At 62.0% G+C, this 15,625-nt stretch carries 14 protein-coding genes; 4 read left to right on the top strand and 10 right to left on the bottom strand.

Annotated elements, in window-relative coordinates:
* Positions 1 to 6 precede the first annotated feature (6 nt).
* Positions 7 to 993 (bottom strand): secretion protein HlyD, encoded by a 987-nt coding sequence (hlyD, locus tag FUU19_RS08470; RefSeq protein WP_141970294.1) that lies wholly within the window; start codon positions 991 to 993, stop codon positions 7 to 9.
* Positions 994 to 1,011: 18 nt separating this feature from the next.
* Positions 1,012 to 1,710 (bottom strand): CerR family C-terminal domain-containing protein, encoded by a 699-nt coding sequence (locus tag FUU19_RS08465; protein ID WP_141970293.1) that lies wholly within the window; start codon positions 1,708 to 1,710, stop codon positions 1,012 to 1,014.
* 297 nt (positions 1,711 to 2,007) lie between these two features.
* On the opposite strand from FUU19_RS08465, the gene rhlE reads away from it, so the two are divergent.
* The 3 genes from rhlE (at position 2,008) to dusC (ending at position 5,484) form a co-directional block, all read left to right on the top strand.
* Positions 2,008 to 3,393, top strand: a complete 1,386-nt coding sequence (gene rhlE / locus FUU19_RS08460; protein ID WP_202669106.1) for an ATP-dependent RNA helicase RhlE — start codon at positions 2,008 to 2,010, stop codon at positions 3,391 to 3,393.
* A 114-nt stretch (positions 3,394 to 3,507) separates the two neighbouring features.
* Positions 3,508 to 4,467, top strand: coding sequence for a D-2-hydroxyacid dehydrogenase family protein (locus tag FUU19_RS08455; protein WP_230490145.1), 960 nt, complete (start codon positions 3,508 to 3,510; stop codon positions 4,465 to 4,467).
* Positions 4,468 to 4,551: 84 nt separating this feature from the next.
* Positions 4,552 to 5,484: a tRNA dihydrouridine(16) synthase DusC gene (gene dusC / locus FUU19_RS08450; protein WP_141970289.1), complete on the top strand. Its 933-nt coding sequence runs from the start codon at positions 4,552 to 4,554 to the stop codon at positions 5,482 to 5,484.
* 41 nt (positions 5,485 to 5,525) lie between these two features.
* Here dusC and FUU19_RS08445 read toward each other — a convergent pair whose 3' ends face one another.
* The 8 genes from FUU19_RS08445 to FUU19_RS08410 all read right to left on the bottom strand — a co-directional run bounded on the left by FUU19_RS08445 (position 5,526) and on the right by FUU19_RS08410 (position 14,718).
* Positions 5,526 to 5,792 carry a hypothetical protein gene (locus tag FUU19_RS08445; RefSeq protein ID WP_004939738.1) on the bottom strand — a complete coding sequence of 89 codons (267 nt, stop codon included), beginning with the start codon at positions 5,790 to 5,792 and terminating at the stop codon, positions 5,526 to 5,528.
* A 246-nt stretch (positions 5,793 to 6,038) separates the two neighbouring features.
* The gene (gene fbpC / locus FUU19_RS08440) at positions 6,039 to 7,085 is read right to left on the bottom strand and encodes a ferric ABC transporter ATP-binding protein (protein WP_230490146.1); all 1,047 of its coding nucleotides are present in this window, start codon (positions 7,083 to 7,085) and stop codon (positions 6,039 to 6,041) included.
* A gap of 11 nt (positions 7,086 to 7,096) precedes the next feature.
* Positions 7,097 to 9,175: an ABC transporter permease gene (locus FUU19_RS08435; RefSeq protein WP_202669109.1), complete on the bottom strand. Its 2,079-nt coding sequence runs from the start codon at positions 9,173 to 9,175 to the stop codon at positions 7,097 to 7,099.
* Between the two features lie 67 nt (positions 9,176 to 9,242).
* Positions 9,243 to 10,274: an ABC transporter substrate-binding protein gene (locus FUU19_RS08430; RefSeq protein WP_016928667.1), complete on the bottom strand. Its 1,032-nt coding sequence runs from the start codon at positions 10,272 to 10,274 to the stop codon at positions 9,243 to 9,245.
* Positions 10,271 to 11,599, bottom strand: a complete 1,329-nt coding sequence (gene uhpC, locus FUU19_RS08425; protein ID WP_337925280.1) for an MFS transporter family glucose-6-phosphate receptor UhpC — start codon at positions 11,597 to 11,599, stop codon at positions 10,271 to 10,273. Before uhpC ends, FUU19_RS08430 begins: the two co-directional genes overlap by 4 nt.
* A gap of 60 nt (positions 11,600 to 11,659) precedes the next feature.
* Entirely contained in the window at positions 11,660 to 13,201 is a 1,542-nt protein-coding gene (locus FUU19_RS08420; protein ID WP_230490147.1) for an MASE1 domain-containing sensor histidine kinase, read from the bottom strand.
* Positions 13,201 to 13,830, bottom strand: coding sequence for a response regulator transcription factor (locus tag FUU19_RS08415; RefSeq protein ID WP_141970276.1), 630 nt, complete (start codon positions 13,828 to 13,830; stop codon positions 13,201 to 13,203). Before FUU19_RS08415 ends, FUU19_RS08420 begins: the two co-directional genes overlap by 1 nt.
* 123 nt (positions 13,831 to 13,953) lie before the next feature.
* Complete coding sequence (locus FUU19_RS08410) at positions 13,954 to 14,718, bottom strand: arylamine N-acetyltransferase family protein (protein WP_230490148.1); 765 nt, start codon at positions 14,716 to 14,718, stop codon at positions 13,954 to 13,956.
* A gap of 151 nt (positions 14,719 to 14,869) precedes the next feature.
* Between FUU19_RS08410 and FUU19_RS08405 the strand changes: the two genes are divergently transcribed.
* The gene (locus FUU19_RS08405; protein ID WP_230490149.1) at positions 14,870 to 15,622 is read left to right on the top strand and encodes an SDR family NAD(P)-dependent oxidoreductase; all 753 of its coding nucleotides are present in this window, start codon (positions 14,870 to 14,872) and stop codon (positions 15,620 to 15,622) included.
* Positions 15,623 to 15,625: the final 3 nt, after the last annotated feature.

The raw sequence follows: 15,625 nt of genomic DNA, 5'->3' as shown, positions 1-15,625 counted from the left end.
CCGGCCTCAGGGTTTGGCGAAGCGCAGGGTGACCGGCATGCCCTGGCGCAGCGCGTCGTCGGCGTCGGTGACGATCACCCGCAGGCGGTACACCAGATCGGTGCGCAGGTCCGGCGTTTCAACGCTTTTCGGCGTGAATTCCGCGGTCGGCGAGACGAAACCGATCTTGCCGTGGTAAGGCTTGTCGGGGCGGCCGTCGGTGTAGATCTCCAGTTCGGTGCCGGGCACCGCCTGGTTCAGGCTGGTTTCGTTGACGTAGGCGCGCACCCACACCGGCCGGGTCAGCGACAGGGTGAATACCGTGCCGCCGGCGCCGAGCATGGTGCCCGGCTCCACCGCGCGGGTCAGCACCGTGCCGGCGGAAGGGGAGACCAGCGTGGCGTCTTGCAGGTTCAACTGCGCCTGCGCCAGCGCCGCTTCACTCTGCGCTACGTCGGCCTTGGCCTGTTCAATCTCTTGCGGCCGGTTGCCGCTGCGGTATTGCGACAGCTTGTCCTTCGCCGCCTGCAGGTTGGCCTGCGCCTGATTGCGGGCGGTGCGCGCATCCTCCAGCGCGTCGGCGGACGTGGCGTTTTTCGCCCACAGCCCCTGTTGGCGTTTCAGGAAGCTGTCGGCATAGGCGAAGGCGGACTGGCGCTGCGCCATTTCTGACTGCACCTGGGCTATCTCTTCGGTGCGGTAGCCGGCCTGCAGCAGCGACAGTTTGGCGCGCGCGCTGCCGACGTTGGCTTCGGCCTGCTGCAGCGCGTTGCGGTAGGGGGCATCGTCCAGCTTGCCGAGCAGCTGGCCCGGCTGAACGGCATCGCCTTCATCCACCGCCAGCGACGCCAGACGGCCGTCGACGCGAAAGCCGAGGTTGACCGTGCGGATATCGACATTGCCGTACAGCGTCAACGGCTTATCCTGCCGTTGTTGGTAATGCCATACCCCGTAAGCGGCAGCCGCAATCAGCAGAATTAACAATACGATCAAGGCACTGCGTTTTTTGTTCATAACACTCCCTGCCTGAATTTACGCGCCATGACGTTGGCGCAGCCCGGTAACCAGAATCTCAATATGTTCGCTCAGCACCGCCGCGATTTGCGCCGCTTCGCCCTCGCCAATGGCTTGCCAGCCGGCCTGACGGCGGATGGTTTCGCGCGCCACGCGAAACGACAGCACCTCGCCGATCAGCGCATGGGTATGCAATACGAGGCGGGTCGCCTGTTCGTCGATGCCGGTCGCGGCCGACAGCAGGCGGCACAGCCGCTCGTGCATCGGCGCGATCACCTGGCTGTGGATTAGCGGATAGGCTTCGGTCGGGGCGAGCTGTTCGCGCGACATGATTTTGCTCAGGTTCAGCGTGTGCGGCTGGGTCATCAGTTCGCTGAAGGCCAGCAGGCCACGCTGCAGCAAACGCAGCGCCGCGTCGGGTGAGCGCTGCGTGGTGGACTGTTGCCAGAAGCGATCGGCCTCGTCGGCCAACGGGGCGAACGCCTGCTGGATGAAATCGGCGAGCGACTGCGCCACGGCCAGATACAGCCCCTCTTTGGAGCTGAAGTAGTAGGTGATGGCGGCGATATTCTGGCCGGCGCGCTGGGCGATGTCGCGGGTGGTGGCACCCTGCAGACCGCATTCGCCGAACAGTTCGGTCGCCGCGGCGAGCAGCTGCCGGCGCGTTTGCTCGCCGCGCGCTCGGCCGGCGGCCTGATGAGGGACGGAAGCTGGCATAGGTCACGCTCGAAGTTAATCAATCATATGATTAACTTTATGCCAGATTGTTTAAAATGCAACCTCTAACCACAATGAGTTATGTGATCGGCTTCAGACAATGCTGAATTTACGGCAGATTGTGCTCTGGGTGCGTAAAAGTGCTTTTTATGGCGCGACTTCTGTTACAATCGGCGCCTGGTGCACTGCAGTTTGTGCCAATCCCTCGTGGTCATGCTTAATGCCCCGTCTGATCATCCTCCCAGGAAACTGCACCGAACACCGTTAGGTTAGGGGGGATCTGGAGTTTTTCTCTTTATGTCATTTGAAACCCTCGGCTTAAGTGCTGAAATTGTGCGCGCTGTTGAAGAACAGGGCTATCGCGAACCGACGCCAATTCAGCGTCAGGCTATCCCTGTCGTGCTGGAAGGTCGTGACCTGATGGCCAGCGCCCAGACCGGCACCGGTAAAACCGCCGGTTTTACCCTGCCGCTGTTGCAGCTGCTGAGCAAGCATGATCATCCGGTCAAAGGCCGCCGCCCGGTGCGCGCGCTGATCCTGACGCCAACCCGTGAGCTGGCGGCGCAGATCGGCGAAAACGTCGATGCCTACAGCAAACACCTGCGCCTGCGTTCGCTGGTGGTGTTTGGCGGTGTGAGCATCAACCCGCAGATGATGAAGCTGCGCGGCGGTGTCGATATTCTGGTGGCCACGCCGGGCCGTCTGCTGGATCTGGAACATCAGAACGCGGTTGACCTGTCCAAAATCGAAATTCTGGTGCTGGACGAAGCGGACCGCATGCTGGACATGGGCTTTATCCACGACATCCGCCGCGTGCTGGCCAAGCTGCCGGCCAAGCGTCAGAACCTGCTGTTCTCCGCGACCTTCTCCGACGACATCAAGGCGCTGGCCAACAAGCTGCTGCACAACCCGGCTTCGGTAGAAGTGGCGCGCCGCAACACCGCGTCTGAGCAGATCGAGCAGAGCGTGCACTTCGTCGACAAGAAGCGTAAGCGGGAACTGCTGTCGCAGATGATCGGCGAAGGCGACTGGAAACAGGTGCTGGTGTTTACCCGCACCAAGCACGGCGCCAACCACCTGGCGGAACAGCTGAACAAAGACGGCATCACCGCTGCGGCGATCCACGGCAACAAGAGTCAGGGTGCCCGTACCCGTGCGCTGGCGGACTTCAAAGACGGCCGCATCCGCGTGCTGGTGGCCACCGACATCGCGGCGCGCGGTCTGGATATCGACCAGCTGCCGCACGTGGTGAACTACGAGCTGCCTAACGTGCCGGAAGACTATGTACACCGTATTGGCCGTACCGGCCGTGCGGAACGCACCGGCGAAGCTATCTCGCTGGTGTGTGTGGATGAGCACAAGCTGCTGCGCGACATCGAGCGCCTGCTGAAGCGTGAAATTCCGCGCATTGCGCTGCCGGGCTACGAGCCGGATCCGACCATCAAGGCCGAGCCGATCATCAACGGCCGCCAGGGTGGCGGACGCGGCGCCCCGCGCGGCAACGGCGGTGGCCAGCGTTCCGGTAACGGCGGCGGTCAGCGCAGCGGTAACGCGAACGGCGGCCAGCGTGAAAACCGTGGCAACGGCAACGGCAACGGTAACGCTCGCCCGCAGGGGGACGGTCAACGCCGTTCCGGCGCGCCGGCCTCGCGTCGTCCACGTAGTCGCAAACCGGCCGAATAAGCCTGATTGCTCAAAGAGTAAGCCGCCGATACGGGCGGCTTTTTTTTTGCCTGGCGGAACGGCATTTTCGTACTAGGCTGGACGGTGGCTAACCCTAGATTCCAGGAGACGGAGATGAAATTGAAGTGCGCAATTCTCGATGATTACCAGCAGGTGGCGCTCAAGATGGCGGACTGGTCGGCGTTGGCCGATCGGGTGGAGGTGTCCGCCATCAGCGCGCACTTTACCGATGAGACGGAGCTGGCGGTGCATCTGCAGGAGTGCGACATTCTGGTCATCATGCGCGAACGCACGCCGATGACCGACTCGCTGCTGGCGCGGCTGCCGAAGCTGAAGCTGCTGATCACCTCCGGCATGCGCAACGCGTCTATCGATTTGGCCGCCGCCGCCGAGCGCGGCGTGGTGGTATGCGGCACCAGCAGCGGATCGGCGGCGCCGATGGAGCTGACCTGGGCGCTGCTGCTCGGGCTGGCGAAGCATATCGTGCCGGAAAGCGTCGGGCTGCAAAGCAACGGCCCGTGGCAGCGGGATCTCGGCGTCACCCTGCAGGGCAAGACGCTGGGGCTGCTGGGATTGGGCAAGATCGGCGGTCAAATGGCCAAGGTGGCGCAGGCGTTCGGCATGCGGGTGTTGGCCTGGAGCCAGAACCTGACGGCGGAACGGGCGGCGCAGGAGGGCGCTTTGCTGGCGCCGTCCAAGCGGGCGCTGTTCGAGCAGAGCGATTTTGTTTCCATTCACCTGGTGCTGAGCGATCGCAGCCGTGGGCTGGTGGGGCGTGACGAATTGACGGCGATGAAACCCACCGCTTACCTGATCAACACCGCGCGCGCGGGGATCGTCGATCAGGCGGCGCTGGTGGACGTGCTGCAACAGCGGAAGATTGCCGGCGCCGGGCTGGACGTGTTCGAGACGGAGCCGCTGCCGGCCGACGATGCGTTTCGTCAGTTGCCCAACGTGCTGGCGACGCCGCATGTGGGTTACGTGGCGGACGACAACTACCGCGCCTACTTCACCGAGGCGGTCGAGGACATAGCGGCGTTCCTCGCCGGTCAACCGATTCGCCGGCTGGGCTGACGGCATTTTTAATGCCCGCAGAGGCTTGTCTGGCGCGGGCATTCACCCGTATCATTGCGGGTCTTTTTTTAGCTGGGATTGGTCATGCGCGTATTATTGGCTCCGATGGAGGGCGTTCTCGACTCTTTGGTGCGTGAGTTGCTCACCGACGTGAACGACTACGATCTGTGCATCACCGAATTTTTGCGCGTGGTCGATCAGCTGCTGCCGGCCAAGTCGTTCTACCGGCTGTGCCCGGAGCTGCGTCACGCCAGCCGCACGCCGTCGGGCACGCTGGTGCGGGTACAGCTGTTGGGGCAGTACCCGCAGTGGCTGGCGGAGAACGCCGCGCGCGCGGTGGAACTGGGCTCTTACGGCGTCGATCTCAACTGCGGCTGCCCGTCCAAGCTGGTGAACGGCAGCGGCGGCGGGGCGACGCTGCTTAAAGATCCGGAATTGATCTACCAGGGCGCCAAAGCGATGCGCGCGGCGGTGCCGGCCCATCTGCCGGTCACGGTGAAGGTGCGTCTGGGCTGGGACTCCTCCAACCGCAGCTTTGAAATCGCCGATGCGGTGCAGCAGGCGGGCGCCAGTGAGCTGACGGTGCACGGCCGCACCAAAGAGGATGGCTACAAGGCGGATCGCATCAACTGGGCGGCGATCGGCGAGATCCGTCAGCGGCTGAGCATCCCGGTGATCGCCAACGGCGAGATCTGGGATCACCAGAGCGCGCAGGATTGCCTGCAGACGACCGGCTGCGACGCCATCATGCTGGGGCGCGGCGCGCTCAACGTGCCGAACCTGAGCCGGGTGGTGAAGTATAACGAACCGCGCATGCCCTGGCCGCAGGTGGTTGAGCTGCTGCAAAAATACGTCCACCTGGAAAAGCAGGGCGACACCGGCCTGTATCACGTGGCGCGCATCAAACAGTGGCTGGGCTATTTACGCAAAGAATATGATGAAGCCACCGAACTGTTCAGCGAAATACGCGCGCTGACGACGTCAGGGGATATTGCGCGCGTTATCTGCCGTAGCTAAAAATAAACCCGCACGCGGCGGGTTTATTTAAATCGGTATTATCAGGCAGCTTTGTCGAGACGATTTAATTCTATCTCGATATCCTGAATGGTTTTTTCCAGCCCTTCCAGGCAGGCACCCTGTTTATTCAACAGGTCGTTAATGGCTTCGGCGAACGCCTTATTTTTGCATTCACCCTGATCGAAGGCCAGCCAGTGTGCGGAGAGCGTCTCGGTATTCGCCTGCGCATAGTGGCGCATTTCCTTCAGCTGGGAAGCGACGTTACGTAAATTATCCAGCTGCGCCTGTGCGTTTGCATTGTTGCTCATGAATTTCTCCTTGAGTTGGCCGTTAAATAATTTCGACTGCGGGATCAAGCTTACCCTATCTAAATAAAAAAATCACCCTGGGTGGCCTTGGAGGTTATTTTTTAATGAATGCGGTTATATTTATTTTTCGGCTGAACAAGGACTTGGGTAGAATTGTAAAAATAGATAAATACGGTATTTTTGGCGATTATTAACGGCCATTCCATGCGGAATGACCGTTATTCTAACGCTTAAGGGTGATGCTTATTATGCCGCGTCCGCCAGCATAAACATGCCGTAGGGGTGTATTTCCAGATAATACTGCTCGCCGACGTTCGGCTGCAGGCGAGTGGCGTTAACCTGCAGCAAAATCTGCTGCCCGTGCCATGCCACCGTCACTTCATACTGCGGCCCCATGTAGGCGACATGTTGGATCACGCAGCGCTGGCTTTCCTCGCCGTGCTCGCTCAGCGTGATCGCTTCCGGCCGCACGCCCACCGTGCCGGCGCCTTGGGTGGCAAAGTGGGCGGGACGCGGCAGGCGATAGCCGCTGATATCGACATAATCGGCGCTGAAGCCGGCCGGGAACAGGTTGGCGTCCCCCATAAAGCTCGCCATAAAGCGCGAAGCGGGCTGCCGATAGAGATCCTGCGGCGAACCCATCTGCATGATATGCCCTTTGTTCATCACCAGTACGGTGTCTGAGACCGCGAAAGCCTCGCTCTGATCGTGGGTGACGTACAGCGAAGTGATATCAAACTGCTTTTGCAGCTCGCGGATCTTTTCGCGCATGCTGCGGCGCAGGTTGGCGTCGAGGTTGCTCAACGGCTCGTCGAACAGCAGCACTTTCGGCTTGAGGATCAGCGCGCGCGCCAGCGCCACGCGCTGCTGTTGGCCGCCGGAGATCTGATCGACATAGCGATCGTCGAACCCCGCCAGATCCACCATCGCCAGCGCTTCCTGCACGCGCGCTTTCACTTCGGCGCGCGGAATGCCGAGCATCTTCAGCCCATAGCCGACGTTTTCTCCCAGCGACATATGCGGGAACAGGGCATAAGACTGAAACACCATGCAGATGTCACGCTGCTGGATGGAACGATGGGTCACGTCTTCACCATCAATGAATATCTGCCCGTCACTCGGCTTTTCCAGCCCGGCGACCAGGCGCAAAATGGTGGTCTTGCCGCAGCCGGAAGGGCCGAGCAGCGTCACCATTTGCCCCCGTGGGATGGTGAGCGTGATGTTATCGATCACCGTGTTGCTGCCGAACCGTTTGGAGACGTTGCGCAGTTCAACGAAATTTTTCTGGCTCATCATGGGCTCCATTACGCCTGGTTTTTGGCTTTTGAACGGGAGATGCGTGCCTCGCCGATCAGCCAGTCAAAGAGGAAAATAATCGCCAGCATCACCACGATCAGAATTGAACCGTAGGCGATCGCTACGCCGTATTCGCCGTCCTCCACGCGGTTGAGGATGTAGGCGGTGGCCACGCGGGTATCGGGGGTGACCAGGAAGACGATGGCGCTGACGGTAGTGATGGCGCGCACGAAGCTGTAGATCAGCGCCGACAGGATCGCCGGGCGCAGCAGCGGCAGCAGGATGTGCGTGATGGTGCGCAGCGAGCCGGCGCGCAGGCTGAGCGAGGCTTCGTCCAGCGATTTGTCTATCTGGCCCAGCCCGGCGATCCCGGCGCGAATGCCTACCGGCACGTTGCGCATCACCATCGAGATAATCACGATGGCGGCCGTCCCGGTGAGGTACACCGGCGCGCTGTTGAAGGCGAGAATGTAAGAGACGCCCGCCACGGTGCCCGGCACCGCAAAGCACAGCATGGTGGTGAACTCGATGGTCTTTTTGCCCTTGAACTGCTGACGCACCACGATCCAGGCGATCAGCAGACCGAACGCGGCGGTGATCGGCGCGGCGATCCCGGCGTACAGCAGCGTGTCGAGCAGCGAAGGCCACGCGCCGTCGCTCATGCCCTGGCCGAACAGCTTGATGAAGTTATCCAGCGTCAGCGTGTAGTCCACTCCCCAGTTGACGGTGAAGCTGCCGTAGAAAATGCTGCCGTAAAGCAGGGCATTAAAGGCTACCCACACCGCCAGCAGCGCGATCACGCCCCATACCAGTGTGACCGGTAGCGGCTGTACGTCGCCGCGGTAGGATTTGCCGGACACGGTGACGTAGGAACGCTTGCCGATCCACAGGTACTGGATGCAGAACACCAGCAGCGAGAACAGCAGCAGGAAGACGCCGAGGGTGCTGGCGGCCTGATAGTCGAGCTGCGAGCCGGTGATGTAGAAATAAATTTGCGTCGCCAGCACGTCGAAGTTGCCACCGAGCACCAGCGGGTTGCTGAAGTCGGCCAGCGATTGCACCACCACGATCAGAAACGCGTTGGCCAGCGCCGGTTTCAGCAGCGGCACGAACACGCCGTTAAAGGTTTGCCAACGGCTGGCGCGCAGGGTGTAGGAGGCCTCTTCCAGCGAAGGATGAATGGTCTTGATCGCGCCGTCGAGGATCATGAAGGCCATCGGCGTGAACGCCAGCACCTGCGCCAGCCAGATGCCGGTAAAGCCGTACAGCCAGTTGGTGTTGGTCAGGCCGAACCAGGCCACCATCCACTCGGTGACGTAGCCGGAACGCCCCATCATCAGCGTGACGCCCAGGCCGACGACGAACGGCGGCGTGACGATGGGCAGGATGGAGAAGATGCGGCCGATAATGGCGCTGCGCTTGGCGATGCGGGTGGTGTAAATCGCCAGCACCAGGCCGAAGAAGGTGCAGCCGGCGCCGACCGCGATCGACAGGGCGATGGAGTTGAGGATCACCTGAACGATATGCGCCTGCGACAGCACGTTCATAAACGCCAGCGGCGCGAATGCCCCCGTCTGGTCGGTGAACATCGGAATGAAAATCGCGATGCTCGGCCAGACGATGAAGACGCCGATCAGCGCCACGATGGTGACCAGCGCACCGATAACGAAACGGTCGCCACCCAGCCAGTCGAGGCGGGTCAGCGCCAGCGTCATGATGGCGCCCAGCGCGGTCAATTGCACCAGGGGGGCGTAGCCTAAACCGCGTCCTGCCACCGTGGCGCTGACGACGATAAAGGCCATGCACAGCAGTGCCCAGCCGGCATCGAACGCGTGGCGGCGCCGCTGCTCACGGCCCGCCGCAGCGTAAGGACGCAGCAGCAGCAGGCTCGGCAGCAGGCACCAAAGCCAGCTGATATTGCGGTGTGACCAGCCGTAGGCCGCGAGGATTTCATCGCCGGTGGATTCCAGCAGGCCGTAATCCAGGCTCCAGCTCGGCAGCAGGGCGAACGCCAGCCAGCCAAGCAAAACCCAAAGGAATATCGCATCTCGTTTTTTCACGAGATGGAGTGCATGTGTATGTGACATAAGTTTCCCGGATGTTCAGGCCGGGTAAGGCATGAGGCTTACCCGGCAACAGGCGCAGAATGTGGGTTTATTTACCCATCTTGACTTCGCTGACCCATTTATTGATCAGCGCCTTGCGGACCTCGGTCGAGCCGTACTTGTCCATGTCGTAGTTGATCAGTTTCAGATCGTCGAGCTTCAGCGAGTTCGGCGAGGTATCGGCGGTGGTGTTGGTCAGGATCTGATAGGATTTGCCTTTCTTCCACGCCAGCTCCTGCGCCTCTTTCGACAGCACCCAGTCCACGAACAGTTTGGCGTTATCGAGGTTGCGCGCGCCTTTGAGGATGCTGACGCCGCCGATTTCGTAGCCGGTGCCTTCACAAGGCGAGATCAGCTCAAGCGGCGCGCCCTGTTCTTTTTCGAGCGAGTAGTCATGCAGGAAACCGATGCCGATCGCCGTTTCACCGCGGGCGGCGTTGCGCGCCGGGGCAATGCCGGACTTGGTGTACTGCGAAACGTTGGCGTTCAGCTGCTTGAGGTAATCGAACGCCTGATCGTCCCCCCACAGTTGGGCAAAGGTCGCCAGCGCGGTGTAGGCGGTGCCGGAACTTTGCGGATCGGCGATTTGAATCTCGCCTTTGTATTCCGGTTTGGTCAGGTCTTTCCAGCACTTGGGCACCGGCAGGTTTTTCTCTTTCAGGCGCTGGGTATTGACCCCAAAGCCGAGAATGCCGACGTAGACCGCCGAGGAGTAGTTGCCTTTCAGCTTGGCTGGATCGCGGAATTGCGTCATGACTTGTTCGAGGTTGGGCGATTTGTACGGTTGCAGCAGCCCCATTTCACCGGCCTGGGATTGCGGATCGAGCGTGCCGCCGTACCAGACGTCCGCCTGCGGGTTTTTCTTCTCGGCGTCCACTTTTGCCAGCGTGCTGCCGGAGCCGTTGCGGATGAACGAGGTTTTCACGTCATATTTCTCGCCGAAGGCTTTGGTCTCCGCTTCGCACATTTCATTGGTGGCGCTGCAGTAAACCACCAGGCGGCCCTTGGCGTGCGCGGCGCCGCTCAGCGTGGCCAGCGCGATGCCGGACGCTATCAGGGTAGTGACCCACGTTTTTTTCATTGTTTTATCCTTCTCTCGGTAGAGGTGGTAACGCTCGCCATCAGCAGCGGCATCAGCAATAAACCCATAAGAACGGCGGCGATCGACAGCAAACTGAACATGCCTGACCAGCCGTAGCCTTCGATGACCTGCGACAGCGGCCAGCCCGCCAGCGCTGCCCCCAGATAGGCGAACAGGCCGAGAAAGCCGGTGATGGAGCCCGCGGCGCCTTTGTGCCCGCATTCCACGGCGGCGAGGCCAATCAGCATCTGTGGGCCGAAGACAAAAAAGCCCACCGTAAAGAAACAGCCCGCCAGCAGCGCGTAGTGATGCACCGGCGCCAGCCACAGCGCGGCGACGGAAACCATCAGCCCGAGCGTGAACAGCAAAATCATCGGCGCGCGCTGCCCGCCGAACAGCACATCCGAGCCCCAGCCGGCGAACAGTGCGCCGAGCAGGCCGCCTATCTCGAACAGCATCACCGTCGCGTTAGCGCTAAGCAGGTTGGCGCCGTGGCTTTCCGTCAACCAGAGATTGCCCCAGTCGTTCAACGCGATGCGGATCAGGTAGACCAGCACGTAAGAGACGCCGAGCAGCCAGATCATCGGGTTCTTCAGCATCGTGGTGCGCAACATCTGCCACAGCCCCATCGGCGGGCTGTGCTGTTCCTGGCGCAGCTCCAGCGGATCGTGGCGCCACTGGCCGACCGACGGCAGGCCTTCTTCCTGCGGCGTGCCTGTCAGCCGCCGCGTGAGCCAGATGCCCAGCACCATGCTGACGGCGCCCGGGATCAACATCGCCGCCTGCCAGCCCCAGCGCTGGGCGGCGAAGGCACTGATCAACGGCACGATCGCGCCGCCGAGGTTGATCGACATATTCCAGCAGCCCCACCAGAAGCCGCGTTCGTTGCGTGAATACCAATGGGTCAGCAGCCGCGCGCAGGGCGGCCAGCCCCAGCCCTGAAAGAAGCCGTTCAGCGCCCAGACCGCCAGCAGCAGCGTCAGCGATTCGCCGAAGGCGAACGCCACGTTCAGCAAACCGGTGGCGAACAGGCCGATCCCCATAAACCTGCGCTGCCCATGGCCGTCGTGCCACAATCCGGCGGCGAATTTCGACAGGCCGTAGCTCAGGTAAAACAGCGAGCCGAGCAGGCCGATGTCCCCTTTGTCCAGCCCCAAATCCGTTTGCAGCGCCGGCAACACGTAATTCACGCTTTTGCGCGTCAGGTAAAAGGCGGCGTACCCGATGACCATGTACAGCAGCAGTCGCGGGCGCAGCGCGCGGTAACGATGATCGATTTCAGATGCCGAGCGTGCCTGCATAGCCGCCTCCCTGGTGGTGACTATAAGAAGGTGAAAGGGAAAGGGGATGAGAGAAAGTCCGGAGTGGCTAAGACTTTTTCCTAGTTAGTCGGCGGTTTGTTGCAAATTTGTGGGCAGGTTAACAATTACCCGGGTACCGCGCTGCGTTTCCAGCGTCAGTTCGCCGCCGAGTGCGCTGACCCGTTCGCGCATCCCCTGAATGCCGAAGCCGGGCACCTTGTCCGCACGGATGCCGATGCCGTTGTCCCACACCTCGAGGTGCAAAAGCGCCCCCTGTTGATACAAGACGATGGCGACTTCGCTGGCTTCGGCGTGTTTGCACACGTTGTTGAGCAGCTCTTGCAGCAGCCGGTAGAGGGTGAAGCGCACCGTCTCGCCGGCGGGCGTGTCGATGAGTCGGTAGTCGAAACGGCAGCGGATGCCCCGTTCGCTAAAGGCGAATTCGCTCAGCAGGTGGTGAAGCGCGTCTTTGAACGCCAGCTCGTCCAGCGCGGGCGGGCGAAGCTGGCGCAGCAGCTGGCGCGTGGAGTGATGAATGCGCCGGGCGAGCTCGCTTATCTGGTGCGCGGCGGCCTGGGTTTGCGCCGGATCGTGCGCCCGTTTGACCAGCTGCGACTGGATTTGAATCGCGGTGATGTTCTGGCCGATTTCATCGTGCAGCTCGCGCGCCAGGTTTTTCCGCGTGTCTTCTTCGGTGTGGATCAGTTTTTCGGTCAGCGCCCGCCGTGCCGCCAGCTCTTCTTCCAGGCGTCGGCGATAGTGGTGCAGGTTTTGCGCCAGGTGCTGCTGGCGGCTGATGGCGATGCCCAGGCCGATACCGAGCAGCGCCTGCGTCGCCAGAAAGATTTCCAGCTCGACCAGATTGCCGAACCCCACGCCGACCTGCCGGGCGAGGGTGATCATCATGCTGCCGAGCAGGCCGGACAGCACGCCGCCCTGCCAACCGAACTTCCACGCCATCACCACGTTCGGCAAGAACACCACGATCAGCAGCAGGCGTTCGATTTTCGGCGACAGCACCATCTGGGTGCCGATGCCGATAACGAAAAACAGGCTGCACCAGATGATTAAGGACGCGCGCAGCGGCGGGTTGGTGGTGTCCAGCCCCAGCAGGTGGTAACGGTGCTGCTGGCGCAGAAATTCAAAGATCAGGTAGACGAACGGGGTCAGCAAGACGCCGCCGGTAAACGACGCCAGGCCGAGCAGCATCGCCGGGCTGTGCGCGAAAGGCGAAAGCAGGGCGGTATTGAGCAGCGAGGCGGCGGTTACGGTGGCCAGCAGCAGCGTCAGCCGCTGCCAGTAGAGCGGAAAACGGCGCCAGAATCGTTGCGCGACCGCAGCCGGAAGCAGGGTGATAAACGGCGCGGCCAGCAGACCGTAGCCGCTCAGCAGGCGCTCGCCGTGCAGCCAGAGCAGCAGCAGCACCGGAGGTACCAACAAGGCGGGCCAATAGCGGCGCGCCAGCAGGATCAGCAGCGCGAGATAGACGCCGTGCGGCAGAAACAGCGCCGCCTGATTGCCGTTGTGGGTCAGATAGAAACCGAGCGTCCACAGCGCCAGCCAGCCGCTGCCCCAGGCCAACAGGATAAACAGCGAGATAACCCAGGGCCGGAAGCGCGGTGCCATCAATGCCCCGCCAGCAGCTGATGATCGAGGGCGAAATGCACCAGCTCGATGGTGCTGTTGCACTGCAGCTTGCCCAGGACGTTGGCGCGATGTACATGCACCGTTTTATGACTGAGCTCGAGCTTGAAAGCGATCTCCTTTACGCTGTCGCCTCTGACCAGCAGATCGAAAATTTCGCGCTCGCGCGGGGTCAGCCCTTCCAGCGCCGTGGCCGGCTGCTCGCCGCCACGCAGCGCCCGCAGCGCGTCGGCACACAGGTAATGGCCGCCCATATCAACGGAACGCACCGCCTGCACCAGCTCTTCCGGCCCGCAGCGTTTGGTCAGATAGCCGCTGGCGCCGGCGTCCAGCGCGCTCTGCACGAAGGTGGGGGAGTCATAGATGCTGAGGATGATCGCGCGGAACTGCGGCTTCTGCGCCCGCAGGCGTTTCAACAGGCTCAGGCCGTTTTCATCCGGCATGGCGATGTCCATCACCGCGACGCTGACGTCGTCGCGCAGCAATGCCGGCCAGGCCGCCGCCGCGCTGCTGTATTGCCCCACCACGTCGAGATCGTCCTCGAGGCTGAGCAACTGCGCAAAGCCGGAGCGCACCACCACATGGTCATCCACCAGTATCACACGGATCATTTTTCGCACTCTGTTGCCGAATCATGGCCCTATGATGCCTGCCGCCGCGGTGCTGGCAATCAGCCAAGCGCGGTTATGCAATCGGTGTAACAGAATCGTAATAAAAGGGCGCCGCCGGCGCCGTCAACGATCCAAATCGATGGCGAAATGCTGCCACAGCGCGGCGCGGCGTTCCTCTTCCGAATGCAACGTCGTTTCGTGGCGCTGGTGATCTTCGGTCACGATCAGCTTCATGTCGCTGAGGGTGACCCGGCCGTGGTCCGTCGGCCGTGAACATACCAGGCGTTGGGTGAAGTGCGATTGCGGCGAGGTGCTGTGGAAGTGGCACATCTCGTAGAACTCATGCAATTCGCGCGGCTGAACGGTAAAGCGATACAGCGTTTTGGCATGCGAACGCTGGTCGCCGTTGCGGCGCTCCAGCAGGTAATACTCGCCTTCCCGCTCCAGGTGGAAGGTGCCGCTGGCCTGCGGTTGCGGCTCGGCGACGACGATCTTCAGCGGCGTCAGGAAGGAATCGCCGAAACCGACGTCCACCAGCCAGGCCTGGCCCGCCAGATCCACCCGCAGCGCCAGATGGTCGTAGCGCGGGCCGAAATGGCCGTCGCGCGCGCGGATCTCGCCGGAGATGAAGCTCACTTTGAAGCCGAGCTCCCGCAGCAGCAGGGCGAACAGCGTGTTCAGCTCATAACAGAAACCGCCGCGGTTACGCTCGACCACCTTGCTGAACAGCGCCTCCGGCGCCAGCTGAATACCCTGATGATAAATAATGCTCAGGTTCTCGAACGGGACGCTCAGCATGTGGCGATGGTGCAGCTGTTGCAACGTGGGGAGGTCAGGGCGGGCGGCGCCGGTAAAGCCGATATGCTGCAGGTAGCGTTGGGTATCCACAGGGTGTCTCGCATGAGAAAAAGTAGGCATAAAATAGCGGGCTTTGCGGCTTTTGTGAGCGCATTACGTGCTGCGCTGTCGCTGCTGCCGCAAACTGTCACTGGTCGGCGCTAGCCTGTTCCCCGGAGTTCAACATTGCAGGAGAACGGCTATGCAAGATTTCAAACATCGGGTGGCGCTGGTGACCGGCGCTTCCACCGGCATCGGTGAAGCGATCGCCGCCGAGCTGTTTCGGCGCGGAGCCACGGTGGTGATGACCGGCCGCCACGCGGCGCCTCTCGCCGCCGCCGCCGCGCGGCTCGATCCCGACGGCCGACGGGTGATGACGTTGCGGATGGACGTGCGCGATGCGCAGTCGGTGCAGCAGGGTATTGAAGAGATAGTGCGGTGCTGCGGCGCGCTGCATCTGCTGGTCAACAACGCCGGGATCACCGGCCCGCACGAGGTGGGTATCGATCGGTACGCGGTCGACGATTGGCATGAGGTGATCGCCACCTGCCTGAGCGGCACGTTTTTCGGCATGAAGTACGGCCTGCCGGCGATCGTCGCCGGCGGCGGCGGGGCGGTGGTGAACCTCTCTTCCGCCAACGGCGTGGTAGGCATTGCCGGGATCGCGCCCTATACCGCCGCCAAACATGGCGTGCTGGGCCTGACGCGCTCGGCGGCGCTGGAATTCGCCACGCGCGGCGTACGCGTCAACGCCGTCGGGCCGGGCTATGTGGATACGCCGGCGATGGGGGCACTGCCGGCGTCGGCGCGGGCGCAGATGGCCGCTTCGCACCCGATGGGCAGAATGGCGACGCGGGAAGAGGTGGCGAAAACGGTGGCCTTCCTGCTCTCGGACGACAGCAGTTTCACCACCGGCGCGTTCTACAGTATCGACGGCGGTTATACCGCGCGTTAATGG

This window comes from Serratia montpellierensis (assembly GCF_020858655.1).
GTDB lineage: Bacteria > Pseudomonadota > Gammaproteobacteria > Enterobacterales > Enterobacteriaceae > Serratia > Serratia montpellierensis.
The sequence above is the reverse complement of the archived record's forward strand: the minus strand, read 5'-3'. Positions and strand labels throughout refer to the sequence as shown.

Coding starts and splice junctions, on each gene's coding strand:
- hlyD (WP_141970294.1), bottom strand. CDS start 993: ATGAACAAAAAACGCAGTGCCTTGATCGTATTGTTAATTCTGCTGATT.
- FUU19_RS08465 (WP_141970293.1), bottom strand. CDS start 1,710: ATGCCAGCTTCCGTCCCTCATCAGGCCGCCGGCCGAGCGCGCGGCGAG.
- rhlE (WP_202669106.1), top strand. CDS start 2,008: ATGTCATTTGAAACCCTCGGCTTAAGTGCTGAAATTGTGCGCGCTGTT.
- FUU19_RS08455 (WP_230490145.1), top strand. CDS start 3,508: ATGAAATTGAAGTGCGCAATTCTCGATGATTACCAGCAGGTGGCGCTC.
- dusC (WP_141970289.1), top strand. CDS start 4,552: ATGCGCGTATTATTGGCTCCGATGGAGGGCGTTCTCGACTCTTTGGTG.
- FUU19_RS08445 (WP_004939738.1), bottom strand. CDS start 5,792: ATGAGCAACAATGCAAACGCACAGGCGCAGCTGGATAATTTACGTAAC.
- fbpC (WP_230490146.1), bottom strand. CDS start 7,085: ATGAGCCAGAAAAATTTCGTTGAACTGCGCAACGTCTCCAAACGGTTC.
- FUU19_RS08435 (WP_202669109.1), bottom strand. CDS start 9,175: ATGTCACATACACATGCACTCCATCTCGTGAAAAAACGAGATGCGATA.
- FUU19_RS08430 (WP_016928667.1), bottom strand. CDS start 10,274: ATGAAAAAAACGTGGGTCACTACCCTGATAGCGTCCGGCATCGCGCTG.
- FUU19_RS08420 (WP_230490147.1), bottom strand. CDS start 13,201: ATGGCACCGCGCTTCCGGCCCTGGGTTATCTCGCTGTTTATCCTGTTG.
- FUU19_RS08415 (WP_141970276.1), bottom strand. CDS start 13,830: ATGATCCGTGTGATACTGGTGGATGACCATGTGGTGGTGCGCTCCGGC.
- FUU19_RS08405 (WP_230490149.1), top strand. CDS start 14,870: ATGCAAGATTTCAAACATCGGGTGGCGCTGGTGACCGGCGCTTCCACC.